This window comes from Streptomyces sp. SDr-06, from assembly GCF_003324565.1.
In the GTDB taxonomy this organism is placed as follows: Bacteria; Actinomycetota; Actinomycetes; order Streptomycetales; family Streptomycetaceae; genus Streptomyces.
On record NZ_QOLA01000002.1, the window covers coordinates 324,957 to 347,627 of the forward strand.

Consider the following 22,671-nt stretch of genomic DNA (forward strand, 5'->3'; position numbering starts at 1 on the left):
GGGCTCCGCCCCAGACCCCGTTCGCGCCTGAACGGCGCTCGTCCTCAAACTCCCCCAACGCCTTGAGGGCCAGGGGGGACCCCCATGACGGGCTGAGGCTGCCCATGCAGGCCAGCACCAATGCCGCCAAGGGGCGCGGGGAACTGCGCGATCGGCCACCTGCGGCGTGCAGACGAAGGGCGCGCTCCGGGAGGGCCGGGTGTGAGGGCTATTCGCCCTTCAGGCTCACCAGGCCCTGCACGCGGTTCGCCAGCACGACCCGCCCCTGCGCAGGCACACGCGCCAGCTCGTTGGAGATCCACTCCCTGGTCAGGGAGGACTTCACCTCGCCGGACATCAGGGCCTTCTCGTCGGGCGAGACGTCCAGGCGGACCCCCTTCGCGGCGGTCTGGCGCTCGAAGTGGCGGGCGGCGAAGAAGATCAGCGCGCCGTTGTCCGCGGTACGCAGGCCCAGCGGGGCGAAGTCGCCCTCGTTCAGGGGCTGGTCGAGGAACTGGCTGATCCGGCCGGACCGTACCGCGTTCTTCTGGCGGGCCTCGCGCCAGCCACTGGTGTGCTCCCCGTCCGCGAACACGGGCGGTCTGCCGTCCTGGAGGTAGGAGGCGTAGTCCGCGCTCAGGTCCTTGGGGGCGACCGCGAGCGAGGGGTCGTCGGGGCGCACCGGCTCGGCCCAGCCGTCCTGGTCCGTCTTGAAGGCGGGGACGTCCTTGACGCCGAGGATGGACAGGTAGGCCAGCTTCCACCCCTGCTGCGGGCCGCCGCGCAGGAAGAGCAGCAGCCAGCGGGTGTCGTTCGGGCCCTTGTCGTCCTGGTCGCGGTTGGAGTCGGTGTCGGCGACGAACCAGCGCGGCCAGCCCGCCTGTCTGGGGATCGTGTACTTGGCGTCCGTCAGGGTCAGGTCCGTGTGCTGCGGGTTGCCGCCCGGGCTCGTCACATGGCGCGCGGTGAACCCCGCCTGGGTGGTGGCGCCGAACGCGCCGGTGACCCGGCCCGCGTCGAGGGCCGGGTCGTAGGCCTTGTCGGCCCTGTTGTAGGCGTCGGTGAACGCGGTGAGCGCCTCGGCGGCCTCAGCCTTCGTCGCCGACGGTACGACTTCCCGCTCCCCGTGCACCGTCACGCAGCCGCTCGCGGTCACCGTCAGTACGGTCGCCGTCGCGAGCCCCGCCGTCAGCCGACTCACCCTGCTCATGAACCGCCTTCTGCCCCTCGACCCTCGTAGCCCCCACGGACTTCCGGAACCCTACCGGGGCGAAGAAGAACACGAGCGTGGGGATCAGGTACAGGGCCCAGACCACGACCTGGACGACGGTCGGGTCGGGCTGGAAGTTGAAGACGCCCTTGAGGAGCGTGCCGTACCAGCTGTCCGGCGGGACGGCCGAACTGATGTCGAACGCGCGGGAGTTGATGCCCGGGAGGAAGTCGGCCTCCTGGAGGTCGTGCACGCCGTAGGCGAGGACGCCGGCCGCGACGACCACCAGCATCCCGCCGGTCCACGTGAAGAACTTCGCCAGGTTGATCTTCAGGGCGCCGCGGTAGAACAGCCAGCCGAGGAACACCGCGGTGGCGAGGCCGAGCAGGGCGCCGATCATCGGCTGGAAGGTGCCGTTCTCGGAACCGGCCGCGTGCACCGAGGTCCACACGAACAGCGCGGTCTCCAGGCCCTCCCGGCCGACCGCGAGGAACGCCGTGGCCACCAGCGCGCCGGTGCCCATCCGCAGGGCCGAGTCGAGCTTGCCCTGGAGCTCGGTCTTCAGGTGCCGCGCGGTGCGCCGCATCCAGAACACCATCCAGGTGACCAGGCCGACGGCGATGATCGACAGCGAACCGCCGAGCGCCTCCTGGGCCTTGAAGGTCATCTCCTGGGACCCGAACTCCAGCCCCGCGCCGAACGCGAACGCCACGCCGACGGCCACCGCCACGCCGATCCACACCGGCTTGAGGGCGTCCCGACGGCCGGTCTTCACCAGGTACGCGACCAGGATGCACACGACCAGGCTGGCTTCGAGCCCCTCGCGCAGGCCGATCAGATAGTTGGCGAACATGTCTTCCTCTCAGCCGAAGAGTCCCCGGCCCCACCAGTCGTCCTTGTCCCGGACGCCCGGCGGGACCGCGAAAATCGCCGAACCCACGTGCTGGATGTATTCGTTGAGCGCGTCGTGGCGGGCCAGACTGCGCTGGAGCGGCAGGAAGCCCTTGCGCACGTCCCGCTGGTAGGCCAGGAAGAACAGGCCCGCGTCCAGGCGGCCGAGGCCGTCCGTGCCGTCCGTGAAGGAGTAGCCGCGGCGCAGGATGCGTACGCCGTTGTTGGAGTCGGGGTGCGCGAGGCGGACGTGGGCGGTCGGCTTCATCGCCTTCAGGAAGGGCTCGTCGCGCTCCTTGGCCTTGCCGACCGGGGCGCCCTCGCCCTTGTCGCGGCCGAACACGTCCTCCTGCTCCTGGAGCGAGGTGCGGTCCCAGGTCTCGATGTGCATCCGGATGCGGCGGGCCACCAGGTAGGAGCCGCCGGTCATCCAGTCGGCGCCGTCCTTGGCGCCGACCCACACATGCTCGTCGAGGGCCTTGTCGTCGGTGCCCGAGACGTTCCGGGTGCCGTCCTTGAAGCCCATCATGTTGCGCGGGGTCTGCGCGTCCGGCGTCGTCGAGGACGTCTTGCCGAAGCCGAGCTGCGACCAGCGGATGGCGACCTTGCCCATGCCGATGCGGGCCAGGTTGCGGATCGCGTGCACCGCGACCTGCGGGTCGTCCGCGCAGGCCTGCACGCACAGGTCGCCGCCGCTGCGCGCCGGGTCGAGGTTGTCGCCGGGGAACTGCTCGATGTCGACCAGGGCCTCGGGCCGCCGGGCCTCCAGGCCGAAGCGGTCCTTGGCGAAGAGCGAGGGGCCCACGCCGAAGGTGAGGGTGAGCCGGGACGGCTTGAGTCCGAGCGCCTCGCCGGTGTCGTCCGGCGGTGCCTCGGCGAGACCGCCGTAGGCGCCCTCGCCGACCGGCTTGCCCTCGGTCATCGCGGCGGCGGCCGCCGTCCAGTCCTTGAGGAGCCGGACGAGTTCGGCCCGGTCCTTGGTCGTCACGTCGAACGCGGCGAAGTGCAGCCGGTCCTGGACGGCGGTGGCGATGCCGGCCTGGTGGGCGCCGTGGAAGGGCACGGCCGCCCCCGAGTCGGCGGCGGGCACCGCGTCGCTCCCGCCGCCCTTGACGACGGCGACGGTGCCGCCGGCCACGGCCGCGCCCAGCGCGAGCCCCGCTCCGCCCCAGCCGAGCAGCGCGCGGCGCGAGGGGGCCCGGCCGGGCTCGGTGACCTCGGTCGTTTCGCTCATGACGGATCTCCTCCTGGCTCCGGCCGTTACTTCGTGACCGCGGCGGCGAGCTTCGACAGCGGCTCGGCGAGCGCGTTCACCGTGTCGGAGAGCTGCTTGCGGTCGCCGGCGCCGACCTTGTCGTACGCGGTGAAGTCGTAGGAGTTCTTGTCCGCGCGGTACTTGTCGAGCAGCGTGTTCAGGGCCGCGAACTGCTTGTCCAGCTCGGTGGCCAGCGCCGGGTCGTTCTTCGCGGCGACCGGCTTGAGCAGCTCGTACGCCTTCTGCGCGCCCTCGACGTTGCCCTTGAAGTCGGACAGGTCGGTGTGGCTGTAGCGGTCCTCCTCACCGGTGATCTTCCCGGTGGCGACCTCGTCGAGGAGCTCCTTGGCGCCGTTGGCCATCGAGGTCGGGGTGATCTCGGCGGTGCCGACCCGCTTCTGCCAGTCGGCCAGGTCCTTGTCCAGCTCGGTGGCGAGATCCTTCTCGTCCTGGCCGATCTTCCCGTCGGTCCAGAGCGACTTCTCCAGGCGGTGCCAGCCGGTCCACTTCTGGCCCTTCTCCAGGCCGTCCTCGCGGGTGTCGGTCTTCGGGTCGATGTCGCCGAAGGACTCCGCGACCGGCTCGGTGCGCTCCCAGCCCAGGCGCGAGGGCGCGAACGCCTTCTTGGCCGCCTCCAGGTCGCCGGCCCGCACCGCGTCGGTGAAGACCTTGACCTTGGGCAGCGTCTCGTCGGCCTGCTCCTGCGCGTACTTGCGGTACTCGGCGACGGCCGCGTCGAGTCGCGGGTTGCGCTGGGCGGCGGTGCCGCCGGTGACGGTGACCTTCTGGCGGATGCCGTCGCCCTTCATGCCCGGCTTGCAGGCGACCTCGTACGAACCGGCCTTGACCTCGGCGGTCAGCTGCTGCTTGAGGCCGGGGCCGATGTTCTCGCGCTCGGCGACGATGCGGTCGTCGGGGAAGAGGAGGTAGACCTCGGTGACCTTGGAGCCCTTGTTCTCGATGTCGAACTTGACGTGCCCGGCGGGGAACTCGGTCTTCGACAGCTTGCAGGAGTTGTCGGTGGCGGTCACCTGGACCGCGTCCCCGGCGCCGCCGGACTTGGCGTCGCTCTTCTCGGCGCAGCCCGTGACGGCGGTCAGGGCCGCCACGGCAGCGGCGGCGGTGACTACGGAGGTACGGACGGGTCGCATGCGGGCTCCACGCTGGGTCAGGGTCGAACGGGTCGACTGAGGCGAACCTAACTTAACCGAGCCTTACCTCACCGATGCCCGCGGGGCGCGTGATTCAGCTCTCACCGGTCACGGCCGGATCACGGATCGTGCCGGGCGGGGGCCGCACCCCGGCCCGGAGTCGCGGCCCGGTCTGCTGCTTCAATGCGTGCGTGAGTGAACTCGACGTACTGATCGACGTGCTCCGGGTCTTCTGCGGACCCGACGGCGGGCACGGCAACGCCCTCGGAGTGGTGCGCGAAGGAGCGGCCGTGCCCGACGGGGCGGCCCGGCAGGAGCTCGCGCGTCAACTCGGCTTCAGCGAGACCGTGTTCGTGGACGACCCCGAGCGCGGCGCCGTCGAGATCTACACCCCCGGGCTGCGCCTTCCGTTCGCCGGGCACCCCCTGGTCGGCACCTCCTGGCTGCTCGACCTGGACGTCCTCGAACTGCCGGTGGGGGACGTCTTCGCCCGCCAGGACGGCGAGTTCAGCTGGATCACCGCACGCGCCGCGTGGGCGCCGCCGCGCACCCTGCGGCAGTACGCCTCGGCCGCCGAGGTCGAGGCGCTCGCGGTCCCGGAGCCGGGGGAGTGGGTGTACGCGTGGGCCTGGGAGGACGAGGCGGCCGGGCGGGTGCGGGCGCGCGGCTTCCCCGGGCGCGGCGACGGCATCGACGAGGACGAGGCCACCGGAGCCGCCGCCCTGCTGCTCACCCACCGGCTGGGCCGGGCCCTGAACATCACCCAGGGCGCGGGCTCCCAGCTCCTGACGGCACCCGGCCCGGACGACACGATCGAGCTCGGGGGCAGGGTGCGGCTGGAGCGCAGCCTGACCCGGGGCGGCCGCCCGGACCTCACGGGCGGCGTCAGGCGCTGAGCGGGAACTCCCGGCCCAGCTCCCTGAACACGGCCGTGTTCAGGGCGAAGGCGCGCTTGCACTCGTCGACGATCCGCTGCTTCTCCAGGTCGTCCGCGCGCACCCCGTCGAGCAGGTCGCGGTAACTCCGCTTGAACGCGGCCGGGTTGGGGATCTGCTCGAAGACGTAGAACCGGACGCCGTCGCCCTTGCGCGCGAAGCCCCAGGTGCGCTCCGCCTTGTCGCGGATGATCTGGCCGCCCGACAGGTCGCCCAGATAGCGCGTGTAGTGGTGCGCCACATATCCGGCGGGCCAGGTGCGCGCGCACTCGGTGACGCGGGCGGTGTACGCGGCCGTCGAGGGCAGCGGGGTGGTGGCCCGCCGCCAGCCGGCGCCGCGCAGATGGGCCAGGTCGCGCTCCAGCGCGGCGGTCCGCATAAGCTCCGGCCGGATGAACGGCCCCGCCACCGGGTCCTGGGCGAGCGCGGGGGCCGCCTCCTCCAGGGCCCGGTAGACGAACCAGAGCTGCTCGGTGTAGCGGGCGTACGCGTCGACCCCGAGCCGGCCGCCGAGCAGGTCGCCCATGAACGTCGTCGTCTCCGCCTCCGTGTGCTGCTCGTGCGAGGCAGTGCGGATGAGGGTGGAGAACGGCGTGGTCGCGGTCGTCAAGGCGTGCCTCCGGGGACCGAGGGGTGCGGGAACCAGCGGGATCGTCTCAACTTAGGCTTACCTAAGTCAACTGGTTCCCGACGTCCTGTCGGTAAAAACGGTACCCGCTGTGCCCCGGCGGGACACGTGGTCCGGGAAAACGCCGCCCGGGCGGGGTCACGGCAGGGTGAGGATCTCCGCGCCCGTCTCCGTGACCACCAGCGTGTGCTCGAACTGGGCCGTGCGCCTGCGGTCCTTGGTGACGACCGTCCAGCCGTCCTCCCACATGTCGTACTCGTGGGTGCCCAGGGTCAGCATCGGCTCGATCGTGAAGGTCATCCCCGGCTTGATCACGGTGGTCGCGTGCGGGGCGTCGTAGTGCGGCACGATCAGGCCGGAGTGGAAGGCCGTGCTGATCCCGTGCCCCGTGAAGTCCCGGACGACGCCGTAGCCGAAGCGCTTGGCGTACGACTCGATGACCCGGCCGATGATGTTGATCTGGCGGCCCGGGCGGACCGCCTTGATCGCGCGGTTCAGGGACTCCCGGGTCCGCTCGACGAGCAGCTTCGACTCCTCGTCGACGTCGCCGCAGAAGTAGGTGGCGTTGTTGTCGCCGTGCACGCCGCCGATGTACGCCGTGACGTCCAGGTTCACGATGTCGCCGTCCTTGAGGACGGTCGAGTCGGGGATGCCGTGGCAGATGACCTCGTTGACCGAGGAGCACAGCGACTTGGGGAAGCCGCGGTAGCCGAGCGTCGAGGGATAGGCGCCGTGGTCGCACATGAACTCGTGGGCGACCCGGTCGAGCTCGTCCGTGGTCACCCCCGGCGCGATGTGCTTGGCCGCCTCCTCCATCGCCTGCGCCGCGATCCGCCCCGCGGTCCGCATCAGCTCGATGGTTTCGGCGGACTGCACCTCGGGGCCGGTGTACGGCGTGGGCATGGGCTTCCCGACGTACTCGGGACGCGGGATACGACCCGGTACGGAACGGGGCGGAGAGATCTCCCCGGGCACGAGCAGGGACTGCGACTTCGGCTGGCCAGACATGCCGGCGAGTCTATCGAGCGGGTGTGGGGCAGCATGGCCTTGAGGCCCCGGCCATCGTCCCAGGGAAGAGGCACACATGGCTCTGTTCAAGAAGCGCACGGTCGGCAAACCGGGTGAGTGGTTCTACTGCCTGGTCCACCACAAGGTCGAGGAGGGCCCCGAGTGCCCGGCCAAGGACCGCTTCGGCCCGTACGCGACCCGCGAGGAGGCCGAGCACGCGATGCAGAACGCGCAGGAGCGGAACCTGGAGTGGGAGAACGACCCCAAGTGGCACGACAAGTCCGCCCGCGCGGACGGCGAGGACTGAGCGGCGGCCGGTCCCGGGCGGCTACCAGCGGCCCGGCGGCGGCGCCGTCAGCTGGTCGGCGAGCCGGCCGAGCCGGTCGCGGAAGCGGCGCGGGCCGCGCTGCGGGGGCAGGGTGTTCTCGCCCGCCGCGGCGCTGACCAGGTGCTGCACGGTGTCCAGGTCGAGCTCCGCGTCCGGCGGCACCGTCAGCGACTCGTGGACCAGGCCCCGCACCTCGCGGTCGCCGCCGTCCAGGGCGAGCACCGTGGCCCCCGCCCGGCGCGCGTCGTGGACGCGTTCGAGCAGGCCGTCGGCGGGCCGCTCCGGCGCCACCACGAGCAGGGTCTCGCCGCGCCGCGCCGCCTCCAGGCGGCCGAGCCCGACCGACAGGTGCGGCGGCCCGCCCGGCTCGGTGCGGTGCCGCACCAGGGTCGGGCTCAGCTCCGGCAGCCCCGACCAGGCCGCCTCGTCGGTGAGGTGGGCGGCCAGGTGCCACGGCTCGTAGCGCTCGGTGCCGACCAGGAGCAGCCCCCCGCCGTGCGGCACGACGGAGGAGCGCAGCACCCCCGCGAAACGGCGGGTGGCCCGCAGCCACTCCGTCCCGGCGAGCACTTCCCGCAGCAGTGCGACCCGTACGGCATCCATGCCCGCAGGGTGCCCCACGGCGCGCCGGGCCGGGGGCGGAACCGGGCTTCGTCATCCGAACGAAGGCCCGCTACGGCCGAGTAAGGTCGGCCCATGACTTCCACTGACAACGCCGGTACCGCCGCCAAGCCCGCCGCGAAGGATCCCCGGGAGCTTCCGGACGTCTCCGGCCTCGTGGTCGGCGTGCTCGGCGGCACCGGGGACCAGGGCCGCGGCCTCGCCTACCGGCTCGCCCGGGCGGGCCAGAAGGTGATCATCGGCTCGCGGGCCGCCGAGCGGGCCCGGACCGCCGCCGACGAGCTCGGCCTCGGCGTCGAGGGCGCCGACAACGCCGAGTGCGCGCGGCGCAGCGACATCGTGATCGTGGCGGTGCCGTGGGACGGCCACGCCAGGACGCTGGAGTCGCTGCGCGAGGAGCTGGCCGGAAAGCTCGTCGTCGACTGCGTCAACCCGCTCGGCTTCGACAAGCAAGGCGCCTACGCCCTCAAGCCCGAGGAGGGCAGCGCCGCCCAGCAGGCCGCCGCCCTGCTGCCGGACTCCCGGGTGACGGCGGCCTTCCACCACCTGTCGGCGGTGCTGCTCCAGGACGCCTCGGTCGAGGAGATCGACACGGACGTGATGGTGCTCGGCGAGGCCCGCGCCGACACCGACCTCGTCCAGGCCCTGGCCGGGCGCATCCCCGGCATGCGGGGCGTCTTCGCCGGGCGGCTGCGCAATGCTCACCAGGTGGAGTCGCTCGTCGCCAACCTCATCTCGGTGAACCGTCGCTACAAGGCACACGCGGGGCTGCGCGTCACCGACGTCTGAGGACGCCGGGGCATGGTGGACACTGGACGGGCGGGCGCCGCGGCGCCCGCCCGTCCGCACCCGTGCGGCATCAGCACCGAAGCAGCCGAAGTACCCGACAGGAGCCGACCTCCATGCCCCGCCTCGCTCTGTACGCCCTCGTCGTCTGTGTCCTCGCCGTCGTCGCGGCCGTGGTCTCCTTCGTCCAGGGCAGCTGGCTCGGAATCGTCTGGGTGCTGCTCGTCGGGCTCTCGTCCAACATGACCTGGTACTACCTGCGCAGGGGCCGCGCCGCTAGCCCTGCGGAGTGAGCGAGAGGCTCGGCAGGTCCGGCCAGAACTGGTAGAGGCTGCGGCCGGTGGCCGCGTCCACGTCGGACACCCCGAGCGCGTCCAGGAGCGCGTAGACCAGCCGGAAGAACTCCTGGTTGACCTGGGGGACCCAGAGCAGCGCGAACACCGCGAGCAGGCCGATCTGCGCGAACGGCTCGACCTGGCGCCGCGCCGAGTGCGACAGCCACGGCTCGATGATCCCGTACCCGTCCAGACCCGGCACCGGCAGGAAGTTCAGGAGCGCCGCCGTCACCTGGAGCAGGGCGAGGAACGCCAGCGCGTGGCGGAAGTCGTCGGGCACCCCGTCGAGCGCGTGCAGCCAGAACGGGGCCGTGCACACGATCGCGAACAGGACGTTCGTGAGCGGGCCCGCCGCCGAGATCAGGCTGTGCTTCCAGCGGCCCCGGATCCGGCCCCGCTCGATGAAGACGGCGCCGCCGGGCAGGCCGATGCCGCCCAGGATCACGAAGATCACCGGCAGCACGATCGACAGCAGCGCGTGGGTGTACTTCAGCGGGTTCAGCGTGAGGTAGCCCTTGGCGCCGACCGTGATGTCCCCGCCGTGCAGCGCGGTGCGGGCGTGCGCGTACTCGTGCAGGCACAGCGAGACGACCCAGGCGGACGTCACGAACAGGAACACGGCGAGGCCGCGCGACGAGGCGTAACCCGTCCACACCGCCCACCCGGAGACCGCCATCACGGCGACGATCCCGAGGAAGACCGGGCTGATCCGCCGGTCGTGGTGGCGGGAGGTCGCTGTGGCCATGCCGTGGGCTCCAGTGCTGGTGGGACGGTCGTACGGGACGCGCCCGACCGTACAGGGGCTGAGCGTCAAACGTCTCGGCAACCGGCGGGAGTTCCGGGCCGCGGGCCCCGGCCCGCGCCGCGTCGATGAGAATGGGGGCGTGCGCTACCGGATTCTCGGCAACACCCAGGTCCACCACCTCGACGGCAGCCCCGTCGCCCTCGGCGGTGCGCGGCTGCGCGCGCTCCTGACGGTGCTCGCGCTGCGGCCGGGCCGGGCCGCCCCGGTGAGCGTCCTCGTCGACGAGGTGTGGGGCGACGAGCCGCCCGCGGATGCCCCGGCCGCGCTCCAGGCCCTGGTCGGCCGGTTGCGCCGGGCCCTCGGGCACGACACCGTCTTCTCCGCCGAGAGCGGCGGATACGGTCTCGCCGCCGAGGCCGACGACGTCGACCTGCCGCGCTTCGAGCGGCTCACCGCCGACGGCGCGCGCGCCCTGGAGGAGGGCGATCCGGCCAAGGCGGCCGTGCTGCTCGACGACGCGCTCGGGCTGTGGGCCGGCCCGGCCCTCGCCGACCTGCCCGACCCCGGCCCCCGCGCCGCCCGCGCCGAGGCCCGCAGGCTCGACGCCCGGCGGCTCCGGCTCGCCGCCGCCGTCGCACTCGGCCGCGCCGAGGAGACGCTGGCCGAGCTCGGCGCGCTGTGCGCGGGCCACCCGCTCGACGAACCGCTGCACGCCCTGCGTATCCGCGCGCTGCGGGCCGCGGGCCGCCCGGCCGAGGCGCTCGCCGCGTACGAGAGCGTGCGCGCCACGCTCGCCGAGGAGCTCGGCGCCGACCCCGGGCCCGAACTCCGCGCCATCCACGCCGAGTTGCTGAACCCCGTCGCGCCGACCGCGCCCGCAGCCCCGCCCGTGCCGGGCAATCTGCGGGCCCGCCTCACCTCCTTCGTCGGGCGCACCGCCGAGCTCGCGGACATCCGCGCCGACCTCGAAACCGCCCGCCTCGTCACCCTGCTCGGGCCCGGCGGGGCCGGCAAGACCCGGCTCTCGCAGGAGGCCGCCGAGGGCGTCGCGCCGAACTGGCCGGACGGGGTGTGGCTGGCCGAACTCGCGCCCGTGGACGACCCGGCCGGGGTGCCCGCCGCCGTGCTCACCGCCGTCGGCGCCCGCAAGACCGTGCTGCACGCGGCCGGTGCCGAGGAGCTCAGGGCCGCCGACCCGCGCGCGGGCGACCCCGCGGTCCGGCTCGCCGAACACTGCGCGCCGCGCCGCATGCTGCTGCTCCTGGACAACTGCGAGCACGTGATCGGCGCCGCCGCCGAACTCGCCGAATACCTCCTGGCCCGCTGCCCGGGCCTGGTCGTCCTCGCCACCAGTCGTGAACCCCTGGGCGTGCCGGGCGAGTTGGTGCGCCCCGTGGAGCCGCTGCCCGCCCCTTTCGCGGTGCGGCTGCTCGCCGAGCGCGGCGCCGCGGCCCGGCCCGGCTTCCGCGTCGAGGACGACCCGGAGGCCGCCGCCGAGATCTGCCGCCGCCTCGACGGCCTCCCGCTCGCCATCGAACTGGCGGCGGCCCGCCTGCGCATGCTGACGCCACGTCAGATCGCGGACCGCCTGGACGACCGCTTCCGCCTCCTCACCAGCGGCAGCCGCACCGTACTGCCCCGCCAGCAGACCCTGCGAGCAGTCGTCGACTGGTCCTGGGAGCTCCTGGAGGAGCCCGAACGCGCGGTGCTCGGCCGGCTCTCCGTCTTCGCGGGCGGCTGCGACCTGGCGGCGGCCGAGGAGGTGTGCGCCGAGGTTGGCGCGTCCGGGGGAGCCGGGGCCCCGGACGTCGCCGGCGTCCTCGGCTCGCTCGTCGACAAGTCGCTGGTGGTGGCCGCGCCCGACGCGGGCGGCGAGATGCGCTACCGGCTGCTCGAAACCGTCGCCGAGTACGCCGCGGAACGGCTCGACGACGCGGGCGACCGGGCCGCCGCCGAGCGCCGCCACCTCACCCACTACCGCGAACTCGCCCGCCGCGCCGACGCCGACCTGCGCGGCCCGCGGCAGCGGACCGCGATCGACACCTTCGAGCGGGAGTCCGAGAACCTGCGCACCGCGCTGCGCCGCTGTGTGGCGCTCGGCGACGAGCAGGAGGCACTCTGCCTGGTGCACGCGCTGCTCTGGTACTGGAACATGCGCGACCTGCGGACCGAGTCGCGGTACTGGGCGCAGGAGGCGGCGGCCCTGGGGCCCGACCCGTTCGCGGAGCCCGTGGTGCCCGCGCCGCCGGTCCTCACCCGCTGCACGGACGCCCCGCCGCCGCTCGACCCGGATGTGCTCCAGGAGGCGCGGCGCGGGGTGCGGCTGGTCCAACTGGCCTCCATGGACCACGAGATGGACCAGTGGATCACCCCCGAGGCCCTCGAACGGCTCCGTGCGATCGCCTCCGCCTACCGCCCGGGCCTGCCGCAGACCTGCCGGATGCCGGGCTCGCTCTGGTTCTTCCCCGTGGTGCTCACCGGGGACCACGCCCGGTTGCAGGAGGTCCTCGACGTGACCGTGCGGACCTGTGAGGAGCTCGGCGACGAGTGGGAGCTGGCCGCCGCGCTCCAGATGCGCGCCAACATCCTGGCCAACCGGACCGAGTGGGCCGGTGACGCGAGGGCCGACGCGGACGCCAGTCTCGTGCTGTTCCAGCGCCTCGGGGACGCCTGGGGCGCGGCCGAGGCGCTGGGGGCCCGGGGTGAGGCGCGGGAGAAGCGGGGCGAGTTCGCCCTGGCCGCGGAGGACTTCACCGCCGCCCTCCAGTACGCCGAGCAGCTCGGCGCCCAGGCCCAGGTGACGCTGCTGCGGGCGAGGCTCGCCGCGATGCTGCTGGAGATGGGGGAGGCCGAGCGGGGCGAGGCCATGCTGCGCGAGATCCTCGCCCAGGGGAATCGGGCGGGCATCGAGGCGCGGCCGGCGGCCCGGCTCTTCCTCACGATGTGGCTGGGCCGCACCGGCCGGATCGACGAGGCGCGCGAGCAGGTCGAGGTGATGCTGGCGGAGTTCACCGCCGCCAACCTCGTCCTGTTCGAGGGGTTCGTCGTGGGCGTGCGCGCCTGGCTGGACAACGAGCAGGGCCGCTTCGCCGAAGCGCTCGCCGGGGCGCGGATCGCGCTCGACCGGGCCCAGGCGCCGCTCTCGAAAATGGTCGCGCCCGAGATGTTCGCGGTGCACATGCTCACCGCGGCCCGCGCGATCGCCGGGCTCGGCGGCGACGAGAACCTCCGGGACGCCGCCCGGCTGGTCGGCGCGCACGACGCGCTGCTCCCGGTGGGTCACTTCATGGCGCCCGTCCAGGCCGAGGAGCGGGCCGAGGCCGAGCGGGTCGTCCGCGCCGCCCTCGACGACGCGGCGTACGAGGCCGCGTACGCCGAGGGCGGTGGTCTCCGTGTGGAGGAGGCCACCGCCCTCGTGCGGCGCGATCGCAAGAACTGACGAGCCGTCAGGATCAGGTGCGCTTGCGGAACTTGGCGACGGCCAGGGGAGCCATCACCACGGTGATCCCCACGGACCAGGCCAGCGTCATCAGCGCGGAGTGGGCCACCGGGCCGCCGATCATCAGGCCGCGGGCCGCGTCGGCCAGGTTGGACAGCGGGTTGTAGTGGGTGAAGGACTGGAGCCAGCCCGGCATGGTGGTCGGCTTGGCGAAGATGGACGAGCCGAACTGCAGCGGCATCAGCACGAGCATGGCCACTCCCTGGACGGCCTGGGCCGTCTTCATGGTGAGTCCCAGCAGGATGAAGATCCACATCAGCGAGGCGCCGAACAGGAGCGACAGGCCGATGGCGGCGAACAGGGCGAGCACCGAGGTGTGGATGGTGAGCCCGAGGATGAACCCCATGGTCAGCAGGATCGTGACGGCGACCAGCATGCGGCCGACCTCGACCAGCATCTTGGCGATGAGGACGGAGGACCGCGCGATCGGCATCGTCCGGAAGCGGTCCATCACCCCCTTCTTGAAGTCGTCGTTGACGCCGGTCCCGACCGCCATGGCGATGTTCAGGCCCATCATCGCCATCAGGCCGGGGATCAGGTAGTCGACGTACGCGCCCTGGTTGCCGCTGCCGAACATCGCGCCGCCGAAGACGTACACGAACAGCAGCGTGAAGATGATCGGCATCAGGACGGCGTCGAACATCGACTCCGGGTCGGCCTTGATCTGGAGCATGTTGCGGCGCGCCAGGGCGCCGATGTGGCGCAGGTTGGCGCGCAGCCCGATCCGTACGTCGTCGGACCCGGCGGGCGGCCGCGGGCGCGAAGGGGACGGCTGCACGGGCGCGTCGACAGTGGTGGTGGTGCTCATGCCGCGACCTCCTCGGTCTCACGGGTGGCGTCCTGGGAGTCCGCGGTCTTCTGGCCGGTGATGGCCAGGAACACCTCGTCCAGGCTGGGCAGATGGGTGCCTATGTGGGCGATGGAGAAGCCGCGCGCCCCCAACAGGCCGACCACGGCGGTCAGTTGCCCGTCGCTGAGGATCGGCACGTTGAGCACGCCCTCGTCGGGGACGACCTGGGTGCCGGACACGCCGTCCAGGCCGGCCTCGGTGACGGCCCGCGCCATCGAGCCCAGCTGGTCCGGGTCGGCCGGGCGGATCTGCAGGGTGCGGCCGCCGACCTTCGCCTTCAGCTCGTTGACCCCGCCGTTGGCGATGACCTTGCCGCGGTCGATGACGGTCAGCTCGCCCGCCAGCTGCTCGGCCTCCTCCATGTACTGCGTGGTGAGCAGCACCGTGGCGCCCTCGGCGACCATCCGGCGCACCTCGTCCCACACCTCGTTGCGGGTGCGCGGGTCCAGGCCGGTGGTCGGCTCGTCCAGGTAGAGGACGGCGGGGTGGCCGATCATGGAGGCGGCCAGGTCGAGCCGGCGCCGCATGCCGCCCGAGTACGTCATCGCGGGCCGCTTGGCGGCGTCCGTGAGCGAGAACCGCTCCAGGAGCTCGTCGGCGCGCCCCCGCGCGTCCTTGCGGGACAGGTCGAGCAGCCGGCCGATCATGTACAGGTTCTCGCGGCCGGAGAGCTTCTCGTCGACCGAGGCGTACTGCCCGGTCAGGCCGATGGTGCGGCGCAGCTGGCGGGGCTGCCTCACCACGTCGTAGCCGGCGACGGTGGCGGTGCCCGCGTCCGGCACGAGCAGGGTGGACAGGCAGCGTACGAGTGTGGTCTTGCCGGCGCCGTTCGGTCCGAGGACACCGAGCACGGTGCCTTCGCGGACGTCCAGGTCGACGCCGTCCAGCGCCTTGGTGTCGCCGAAGTGCTTCACCAGCCCCCGTACGGAGACGGCGATGCCGGCGGCCGTGCCGGCCTTGCCGCTCATGGGGTTCTTGTCGATTCGCGTCATGGACACCAAGGTGCCAGGGGCCACCGACAATCCACCGACAGAGCACCGACAGAGCACCGACAGGCCGGGGACGGTCCGCCGACAGCGGCCGGGCCCGCGGACGACGGACAGCCCGCCGATGGGGGAAGTCGGCGGACTGTCGTCGTGACCGCAGTGGCTAGTGGAAGGTGTGCTCCTCGGCGGGGAACGCCCCGCCGACGACCTCACCCGCGAACGCCTTGGCGGCGTCCCCGAGCGACTCCCGCAGGTTCATGTACTGCTTGGTGAAGCGCGGTGTCCTGCCCGGGGTCAGGCCCACCATGTCCGTGTAGACGAGCACCTGTGCGTCGCACTCGGCGCCCGCGCCGATGCCGACGGTCGGGATGTGCAGGGTGCGGGTGACCTCGGCGGCGAGCTCGGCCGGGACCAGTTCGAGGACGATGGCGAAGGCGCCCGCGTCCTGGACCGCCTTGGCGTCGCGCAGCAGCTGGTGCGCAGCCTCGTCGCCGCGGCCCTGCACCCGGTAGCCCAGGGTGTTCACGGACTGCGGGGTGAGGCCGATGTGGCCCATGACCGGGATGCCCGACTCGACCAGCAGCCGGATCTGCTCGTGGCTCCGCTCGCCGCCCTCCAGCTTGATCGCGCCGACGCCCGCGTCCTTGACCAGGCGCATGGCGCTGCGCAGCGCCTGCACCGGGCCCTCCTGGTAGGAGCCGAAGGGCAGGTCGGCCACGATCAGGGAACGAGAGGTGCCCCGTACGACGGCGGCGGAGAGCATGGTGATCTCGTCCAGGGTGACCGGGACGGTCGTCTCGTAGCCGAGGTGGCAGTTGCCCATGGAGTCGCCCACCAGTAGGACGGGGATTCCGGCCTCGTCGAAGACCGAGGCGGTCATCGCGTCGTAGGCGGTGAGCATGGGCCACTTCTCGCCGCGCGCCTTGGCGGCGGCGATGTCGTGCACGGTGATGCGCCGGGTGCCCTTGCCTCCGTACAGCGCCTTGGGGTTGCTGCTGTCGGATGCCTTCGGGTTCTGGGCAGCCTGAAGTTGTTGCGTCATCGCAACGGCTCCTGTTCGTCATCTCGAAGCGCCCTCACGGCGTCTCCGGACCACATCCATGGTGGCATCCCGTGCCCGGTGCGGGAAGTGGGTGGCCCAGGAAGGCATCTCGGCCACGAACGCGAACCGGTGTCCGAAAAGTAAAGACATTCCTATACGAGACGGTCCCGTATCGAAATTGTTCTAGGCTGGGAGGCATGTCAACCTCGCCTGCCGCGTCCGGTGCCCCGGCCGCACCCCGGATACCCGAAGCCGTCCATCGCCGACGCTGGGCGATCCTCGCCGTCCTGATGCTCAGCCTGCTGATCGTCGTCCTGGACAACTCGATCCTGAACGTCGCCGTCAAGACGATCGCGAGCCCCGCCCCCACCGGCCTCGGCGCCACCCAGAGCGAGCTGGAGTGGGCGATCAACTCCTACACGCTCGTCTTCGCCGGGCTGCTCTTCACCTCCGGCCTGCTCGGCGACCGGCTCGGCCGCAAGAAGATCCTGCTGTTCGGCATCACGGTCTTCGGCCTCGGCTCGGTCCTCGCCGCGTTCTCGAACTCCCCGGACCAACTCATCGCCTTCCGCGCCCTGATGGGCCTCGGCGGCGCCTTCGTGATGCCGTCCACCCTCGCCGTCCTCATGAACGTCTTCGAGCGCGAGGAGCAGCCCAAGGCCATCGGCATCTGGGCCGGCGGCGTGGGCCTCGCCATCGCGATCGGTCCGATCACCGGCGGCGTCCTGCTCCAGCACTACTGGTGGGGCTCGGTCTTCCTGGTCAACGTGCCGGTCGTGATCATCGCGCTGATCGCCATGGTGGTCCTCGTGCCGGACTCCAGGGACCCGCGCCCCGGCAAGCTCGACCCGGTGGGCGTGCTGCTGTCCGTCGTGGGCCTCGTCCTGCTGGTGTACGGCATCATCCACGGCGGCGAGCTGGCGGACTTCACCGATACGACGGTGCTCGCCACGATCCTCGGGGGCGTCGCGGTCCTGGTCGGCTTCGTGCTCTACGAGAAGCGCGTCGACCACCCCGCCATCGACATCGACTACTTCAAGAAGCCCGCGTTCTCGGCCGCCGTCGTCGCCATCGCGCTGACCTTCTTCGCGCTGATGGGCGTCACCTTCTTCTCGGTCTTCTACATGCAGAGCGTGCGCGGCTACAGCGCGCTGCAGTCCGGCCTGCTCATCCTGCCGCTCGCCGTGGCCCAGATGATCTTCGCGCCGCGGGCCCGGCTGGTCGTCGACCGGTTCGGCGCCCGGGCCGTCTGCACCGCCGGCCTCATCCTGGTGGCGATCGGCCTGGCCGCGTTCGGGCTGTTCGACGCGGACACCCCGATCTGGGTCCTGGAGGTCGTCTTCTTCGTGCAGGGCGCCGGAATGGCGCACATCATGCCGCCCGTCACCGTCTCGATCATGCAGGCGCTGCCGCGCGAGAAGGCCGGTTCGGGCTCGGCCGTCAACAACACCTTCCGCCAGGTCGGCGGCGCGCTCGGCGTCGCCGTGCTCGGCTCGGTGCTCTCCACCGTCTACCGCGGCGACATCGAGGGCCACCTCGGCGCGGTCCCCGCCGGAGCGCGCAAGGCGGCGGGCGAATCCATCGAGGCGACCCTCGGCATCGCCGAGCGGATGGGCCCCGCGGGCAAGGCCCTGATCGGACCGGCCGACGACGCGTTCCTGCACGCCATGCACATCACCGCGCTCGCCTCGTCCGGCGTGGCCCTGCTCGGCGCGCTCGTCGTCGCCCTGTTCCTGCCGCCGAAGCCGCCCGCGGCGGACGCACCCGCGGCACAGGACCGGCCCACCGAGGCCGCCCGCAGCTAGGGCGCGGGCCTCCGGGACAATCAGCGGGTCGGCAAGAGGAAGCGGAGCGGGCGTGACCCTGATGGACGAGCAGCACAAGGACGGCGAACCCCGGCGCGGACGGCCCCGCTCCGAGGCCGCGGACCGGCAGATCCTGGAAGCCGTGATCAAGCTCCTGGAGGAAGGCGTGTCGCTCGCCGACCTCTCCATCGAACGCATCGCCCGCACCGCCGGCGTCGGCAAGGCCACCATCTACCGGCGCTGGTCCGGCAAGGAGGAGCTGTACGTCGAGGTCGTCCAGTCCATGGAGTCGCCGGCCCCGCCGCTGCCCGGCCACTCGCTCCGCGACGACCTCGTCGCCATGGTCGAGAACGTGCGCCTGCGCAGCCTCGCCAAGCAGTCCTCTGCCCTGCTGCACAACGTCTTCGCCCAGATGCAGAGCTATCCCAAGCTCTGGTCCCGGTACCACAGCCTGGTCATAGACCCCCGCCGCGCGCTCCTCGACGAGGTGCTGCGGCGGGGCGTCGAGAACGGCGAGCTGCGCGCCGGCCTCGACCTCGACATGGCGGCCGACCTCTTCGTCGCCCCGATGCTGGTGCGCACCATGCTGCGGCCCGGCTCCGAACTGCCCGGGCCCGAGCTCGCCGAGCGCATCGTCGACGCCGTCCTCGAAGGGCTGCGCCCGGCCCGCTGAATATGCGCGTTGTGTCACAGGGCCCCGCCCGGGGCCCAGGCCTGGAACCCGGCGCCGCGCCCGGTCGTCCTGCTGGCCGTACGGATGTCGTACGAGCGGTACGACGGCAGGGAATCCCACCCGTTTTCGCCTAGGGTCGAACGGCGGGGACGGTGTGCGGAACAGCAGTGAGGACAGCGGTATGGCGCGGGCGTACATGACGGAGACGGGCGACGGCAGCGCGGAGGCTGAGCGCTCCCGGTCCCGGTTCCGGCGCCTGGCCGACCGATGGCGGACCGACCGCGGCATCTGGCGCCGCGGCCTGGTCCTCACGGGCCTCGCCGTCCTGATCGCCCTCGTGATGCTCCTGCACGCGCGCATCCCCAACTCGGTCGGCAACCTCGGCTCGCTCTCCGAGACCTTCCTGCCCTGGCTCGGGGTGTTCGTGCCGGTCCTGTTCGGCCTCGCCCTGTGGCGCCGCTCGGCGACCGCGCTCATCGCCCTGCTGCTCCCGGCGATCGTCTGGCTCAACATGTTCGGCGGGCTCCTCACCGACAAGCAGGGCTCCGGCGGCAACCTGATCGTGGCGACCCACAACGTGAACGCCGAGAACCCCGACCCGGCCGGCACCGCCCGCCAGGTCGCCGCCTCCGGAGCGCAGGTCCTGGCCCTGGAGGAGGTCCCGGGCGACGAGGTCGAGACGTACAAGAAGGCGCTCGCCGGCTTCTACCCGTACCACTCGGTCCAGGGCACGGTCGGCCTGTGGTCCAAGTACCCGCTGAGCGACAGCCGGCCCGTCGACATCAAGATCGGCTGGACGCGGGCGATGCGCTCCACCGTGAAGACCCCGAGCGGCGACATCGCGGTCTACGTGGCCCACATGCCCTCGGTACGGGTCAAGCTGAACGCGGGGTTCACCGCCAACCAGCGTGACAACAGCGCCTACACGCTGGGCGAGGCGATCTCCGCGGAGCCCGTCAAGAAGGTCGTCCTCCTCGGCGACCTGAACGGCACGATGAACGACCGCTCCCTGACCAACATCACGTCCCAGATGCGCTCCACCCAGGGCGCCGCGGGCAACGGCTTCGGCTTCAGCTGGCCGGCCGGGTTCCCGATGGCCCGCATCGACCAGATCATGGTCAAGGGCATCGAGCCCAAGTCGTCCTGGACGCTGCCCAAGACGCAGAGCGACCACCTGCCGATCGCGGCGCGCCTGCAGATCTGAGGGCCCGGACGCGCCCCGGGCCCCGCCGGGTCAGCGCCCCAGGCCCTCCTCGCGCCAGCGGTTGGTGATGGGCAGGCGGCGGTCCTTGCCGAAGCCCTTCGCCGAGATCTTCGTGCCCGGCGGGTACTGGCGGCGCTTGTACTCCGCCGCGTCCACCATCCGCAGCGTCTTCGCCACCAGCTCCGGGTCGTACCCGGCCGCCACGATCGCCTCCGCGCCCTGGTCCCGGTCGACGTACATCGCCAGGATCGCGTCCAGGACCGGGTAGTCGGGCAGCGAGTCGGTGTCGACCTGGCCCGGTCGGAGCTCGGCGCTCGGGGGCTTGGTGATGGAGTTCTCCGGGATCGGCGGGGTCTGGCCGCGCTCGGCCGCCGCCCGGTTGCGCCACTCGGCGAGCCGGAACACCGAGGACTTGTAGACGTCCTTGATCGGCCCGTACGCGCCCACCGAGTCGCCGTACAGCGTCGAATAGCCCACCGCCAGCTCGGACTTGTTGCCCGGCGCGAGGACGATGTGGCCCTCCTGGTTGGAGAGCGCCATCAGCATCGTGCCGCGCAGCCGCGACTGGAGGTTCTCCTCGGCGAGCCCGGTCAGGCCGAGCGAGCCCATGTACGCGTCGAACATCGGCTCAATGGGCACGGTGCGGAAGTTCAGCCCGGTGCGCCGGGCCAGCTCGGCCGCGTCGCCCCGGGAGTGGTCCGAGGAGTACTTCGACGGCATGGACACGCCGTAGACGTTGGCCGCGCCCAGGGCGTCGCAGGCGATGGCGGCCACGAGCGCCGAGTCGATGCCGCCCGACAGGCCGATCACGACCGACCGGAAGCCGTTCTTCGCGGCGTACGCGCGCAGGCCCACGACCAGCGCCGAGTAGACCTCCTCGTCGTCGTCCAGGCGCTCGGCGTAGCCTCCGGTCAACTCCGGCTCGTACGGCGGGACCTGCTCCTCGGAGATCACCACGTGGTCCACCCGCAGGCCGTCGTCGACCACCCCCGAGGGAGCGGGGCCCGCGGCCGGGAGCTCCAGGTCGAGGACGACCGAGCCCTCGGAGAACTGCGGGGCCCGGGCCACCACTTCGCCGTCCGCGTCGACCACGATGGAGTCGCCGTCGAAGACCAGCTCGTCCTGGCCGCCGATGGTCGCGACGTACGCCAGCGTGCAGCCCGCCTCCTGGGCCCGCTTGCGGACGAGGTCGAGCCGGGAGTCGTCCTTGTTCTGCTCGTACGGCGAGGCGTTGATGGAGATGAGGAGCCCGGCCCCGGCCGAGCGGGTGGCCGGCACCCGGCCGCCGTCCTGCCAGAGGTCCTCGCAGATGGCGAGGGCCACGTCGATGCCGCGCACCCGCACCACGGGCAGCGTGTCGCCCGGCACGAAGTAGCGGAACTCGTCGAAGACGCCGTAGTTGGGCAGGTGGTGCTTGGCGAAGGCCAGCGCGACCCGGCCGCCGTGCAGCACCGCCGCCGCGTTCTGCGGGGCACCGGCCGGCTGGCCGAGCCGGGGACTCGCGACCGTGGAGCGGTCCAGATAGCCGACCACCACGGGGATCTCCCCGAAGCCCTCCGCGTCCAGGCGCGCCGCGAGCGCCGTCAGCGCCTGCCGGGACGCCTCGACGAACGACGATCTGAGGGCCAGGTCCTCGACGGGGTAGCCGGTCAGCACCATCTCGGGGAACGCGATGAGATGCGCCCCCTGCTCGGCGGCGTGCCGTGTCCAGTGCACGATCGCCTCGGCGTTGCCGGAGATGTCCCCGACGGTCGAGTCGATCTGATTCAGGGCGAGACGTAGTTGAGGCACCCGCCCAGTGTAATCGTCAATGCGACGCGATGGGGGGTCATCGGCGCCACGCGGAGCGTCCCGCCGGGAGGCCGGCGGTCAGCCGGTGACCGGTCCGCGCCACACCGTCTCGTCGTACCTCAGCGTCTGCGGGCCGATCTGGAAGTCCACCGTCCGCGAGTCCGGCGGCACCGAGAAGGCGAACCCGCCGGTGGCGCGGTCACCCGGCGACAGGCTGCCCGCGAACATCGCCGTGGCGTGCGCGTCGTCGTAGATCGCCTCGACCTCGATGCCGTCCGCGCCGCGCACGGTCGGCACCGCCGAGGTGATGTCGATCGACTCGTCGCCGTCGTTCACGATGGTGACGGTGAACCGGATCGCCCGATTGCCCTTGCGGTGGCCGGAGGCGGACGCGTCCGGCGTGTACGGGGCCGGGCGGGAGACGGTGACCTTCACCCCGTCCCGATAGGTGTGCGTCGCCCCGAACGGCTGCGGCTTCGCGGCGGCCGGGCCGCTCGGCGACGGCTTCACCGGGGGCGCCACGGGCGACGCGGCCCGCGAGGGCGTCGTCGGTATCGCGCCGTTGCTGCCTCGGGCGGCGTCCTTCACGAACACCACCGTGAGCAGCAGCCCCGCGACGGCGAGCACGGTCGCCACGGCACCGAGGGCCGTGCCGCCCAGCGCCACCCCCCTGTTGGTCGCCCACCCCTTGCGCGCCCGGGCGTGTCCGACGAGGCCCAGCGCCACGGCCGCCACTCCCAGCGCGCCCGAGAGCCAGAAGAGGAAGGGCACCAGGCCGAAGGCCACCCCGAGGACGCCGAGGATCAGCGAGGCGGCACCGGCACCGTTGCGGGCCCGCCCGGCCGGGGGCGGCGGCGACGCCGGACGGCCGGGCAAAACGGGCCCCGACTGCGGCTGGCCGGGGGAGTTGACGGGCACGGTCATGGGGGAGTCCTTCGGTGATCCATTT

Annotated in this window: 21 protein-coding genes; 8 read left to right on the top strand and 13 right to left on the bottom strand. The window is 72.3% G+C overall.

The window, feature by feature from the left end; translation table 11 throughout:
- Window positions 1-208 precede the first annotated feature (208 nt).
- Genes DT019_RS05860 through efeO form a run of 4 tightly spaced genes read right to left on the bottom strand, consistent with a single transcriptional unit; the run spans window position 209 to window position 4,486 of the window.
- Window positions 209-1,180, bottom strand: a complete 972-nt coding sequence (locus tag DT019_RS05860; protein WP_114035553.1) for a hypothetical protein — start codon at window positions 1,178-1,180, stop codon at window positions 209-211.
- Complete coding sequence (efeU, locus tag DT019_RS05865) at window positions 1,068-2,042, bottom strand: iron uptake transporter permease EfeU (RefSeq protein ID WP_114035554.1); 975 nt, start codon at window positions 2,040-2,042, stop codon at window positions 1,068-1,070. Before efeU ends, DT019_RS05860 begins: the two co-directional genes overlap by 113 nt.
- 9 nt (window positions 2,043-2,051) lie before the next feature.
- Window positions 2,052-3,314, bottom strand: a complete 1,263-nt coding sequence (gene efeB, locus DT019_RS05870; RefSeq protein WP_114035555.1) for an iron uptake transporter deferrochelatase/peroxidase subunit — start codon at window positions 3,312-3,314, stop codon at window positions 2,052-2,054.
- A gap of 26 nt (window positions 3,315-3,340) precedes the next feature.
- Window positions 3,341-4,486 carry an iron uptake system protein EfeO gene (efeO, locus tag DT019_RS05875; protein WP_114035556.1) on the bottom strand — a complete coding sequence of 382 codons (1,146 nt, stop codon included), beginning with the start codon at window positions 4,484-4,486 and terminating at the stop codon, window positions 3,341-3,343.
- Window positions 4,487-4,677: 191 nt separating this feature from the next.
- Between efeO and DT019_RS05880 the strand changes: the two genes are divergently transcribed.
- Window positions 4,678-5,382: a PhzF family phenazine biosynthesis protein gene (locus tag DT019_RS05880; RefSeq protein WP_114035557.1), complete on the top strand. Its 705-nt coding sequence runs from the start codon at window positions 4,678-4,680 to the stop codon at window positions 5,380-5,382.
- Here the strand turns inward: DT019_RS05880 and DT019_RS05885 are convergent.
- Together DT019_RS05885 and map are read right to left on the bottom strand one after the other, a co-directional pair.
- Window positions 5,372-6,031 (bottom strand): heme oxygenase (biliverdin-producing), encoded by a 660-nt coding sequence (locus DT019_RS05885; protein WP_114035558.1) that lies wholly within the window; start codon window positions 6,029-6,031, stop codon window positions 5,372-5,374. The genes DT019_RS05880 and DT019_RS05885 overlap by 11 nt on opposite strands.
- Window positions 6,032-6,187: 156 nt before the next feature.
- Window positions 6,188-7,057: a type I methionyl aminopeptidase gene (map, locus tag DT019_RS05890; RefSeq protein WP_114035559.1), complete on the bottom strand. Its 870-nt coding sequence runs from the start codon at window positions 7,055-7,057 to the stop codon at window positions 6,188-6,190.
- 76 nt (window positions 7,058-7,133) lie between these two features.
- Here map and DT019_RS05895 point away from each other — a divergent pair, with 76 nt between their 5' ends.
- Window positions 7,134-7,364, top strand: a complete 231-nt coding sequence (locus tag DT019_RS05895; RefSeq protein ID WP_114035560.1) for a hypothetical protein — start codon at window positions 7,134-7,136, stop codon at window positions 7,362-7,364.
- Window positions 7,365-7,385: 21 nt separating this feature from the next.
- On the opposite strand, the gene DT019_RS05900 is transcribed toward DT019_RS05895, so the two are convergent.
- Window positions 7,386-7,988, bottom strand: a complete 603-nt coding sequence (locus DT019_RS05900; protein ID WP_114035561.1) for a hypothetical protein — start codon at window positions 7,986-7,988, stop codon at window positions 7,386-7,388.
- Between the two features lie 93 nt (window positions 7,989-8,081).
- Here DT019_RS05900 and npdG point away from each other — a divergent pair, with 93 nt between their 5' ends.
- Window positions 8,082-8,795 (top strand): NADPH-dependent F420 reductase, encoded by a 714-nt coding sequence (gene npdG / locus DT019_RS05905; RefSeq protein ID WP_114035562.1) that lies wholly within the window; start codon window positions 8,082-8,084, stop codon window positions 8,793-8,795.
- Window positions 8,796-8,908: 113 nt separating this feature from the next.
- Window positions 8,909-9,085 (top strand): hypothetical protein, encoded by a 177-nt coding sequence (locus DT019_RS39420; protein ID WP_189389198.1) that lies wholly within the window; start codon window positions 8,909-8,911, stop codon window positions 9,083-9,085.
- Here DT019_RS39420 and DT019_RS05910 read toward each other — a convergent pair.
- Window positions 9,069-9,872, bottom strand: a complete 804-nt coding sequence (locus DT019_RS05910) for a site-2 protease family protein (protein WP_114035563.1) — start codon at window positions 9,870-9,872, stop codon at window positions 9,069-9,071. The genes DT019_RS39420 and DT019_RS05910 overlap by 17 nt on opposite strands.
- Before the next feature lie 139 nt (window positions 9,873-10,011).
- Here DT019_RS05910 and DT019_RS05915 point away from each other — a divergent pair, with 139 nt between their 5' ends.
- Complete coding sequence (locus tag DT019_RS05915) at window positions 10,012-13,311, top strand: BTAD domain-containing putative transcriptional regulator (protein ID WP_114036030.1); 3,300 nt, start codon at window positions 10,012-10,014, stop codon at window positions 13,309-13,311.
- A 13-nt stretch (window positions 13,312-13,324) separates the two neighbouring features.
- On the opposite strand, the gene DT019_RS05920 is transcribed toward DT019_RS05915, so the two are convergent.
- From DT019_RS05920 to panB, 3 genes are all read right to left on the bottom strand, one after another.
- Complete coding sequence (locus tag DT019_RS05920; protein WP_114035564.1) at window positions 13,325-14,179, bottom strand: ABC transporter permease; 855 nt, start codon at window positions 14,177-14,179, stop codon at window positions 13,325-13,327.
- A complete protein-coding gene (locus tag DT019_RS05925; RefSeq protein WP_114035565.1) occupies window positions 14,176-15,213 on the bottom strand; it encodes an ATP-binding cassette domain-containing protein in 1,038 nt (345 codons plus the stop codon). Before DT019_RS05925 ends, DT019_RS05920 begins: the two co-directional genes overlap by 4 nt.
- A gap of 157 nt (window positions 15,214-15,370) precedes the next feature.
- Complete coding sequence (gene panB, locus DT019_RS05930; protein WP_114035566.1) at window positions 15,371-16,249, bottom strand: 3-methyl-2-oxobutanoate hydroxymethyltransferase; 879 nt, start codon at window positions 16,247-16,249, stop codon at window positions 15,371-15,373.
- Window positions 16,250-16,446: 197 nt separating this feature from the next.
- On the opposite strand from panB, the gene DT019_RS05935 reads away from it, so the two are divergent.
- From DT019_RS05935 to DT019_RS05945, 3 genes are all read left to right on the top strand, one after another.
- Entirely contained in the window at window positions 16,447-18,054 is a 1,608-nt protein-coding gene (locus DT019_RS05935; protein ID WP_114035567.1) for an MFS transporter, read from the top strand.
- Between the two features lie 61 nt (window positions 18,055-18,115).
- Window positions 18,116-18,727: a TetR/AcrR family transcriptional regulator gene (locus DT019_RS05940; protein ID WP_114036031.1), complete on the top strand. Its 612-nt coding sequence runs from the start codon at window positions 18,116-18,118 to the stop codon at window positions 18,725-18,727.
- Window positions 18,728-18,908: 181 nt separating this feature from the next.
- Complete coding sequence (locus DT019_RS05945) at window positions 18,909-19,931, top strand: endonuclease/exonuclease/phosphatase family protein (protein ID WP_114035568.1); 1,023 nt, start codon at window positions 18,909-18,911, stop codon at window positions 19,929-19,931.
- Window positions 19,932-19,961: 30 nt separating this feature from the next.
- On the opposite strand, the gene DT019_RS05950 is transcribed toward DT019_RS05945, so the two are convergent.
- Window positions 19,962-21,722: an NAD+ synthase gene (locus tag DT019_RS05950; RefSeq protein WP_114035569.1), complete on the bottom strand. Its 1,761-nt coding sequence runs from the start codon at window positions 21,720-21,722 to the stop codon at window positions 19,962-19,964.
- A gap of 78 nt (window positions 21,723-21,800) precedes the next feature.
- Window positions 21,801-22,646, bottom strand: a complete 846-nt coding sequence (locus DT019_RS05955; protein ID WP_114035570.1) for a DUF4190 domain-containing protein — start codon at window positions 22,644-22,646, stop codon at window positions 21,801-21,803.
- Window positions 22,647-22,671 lie beyond the last annotated feature (25 nt).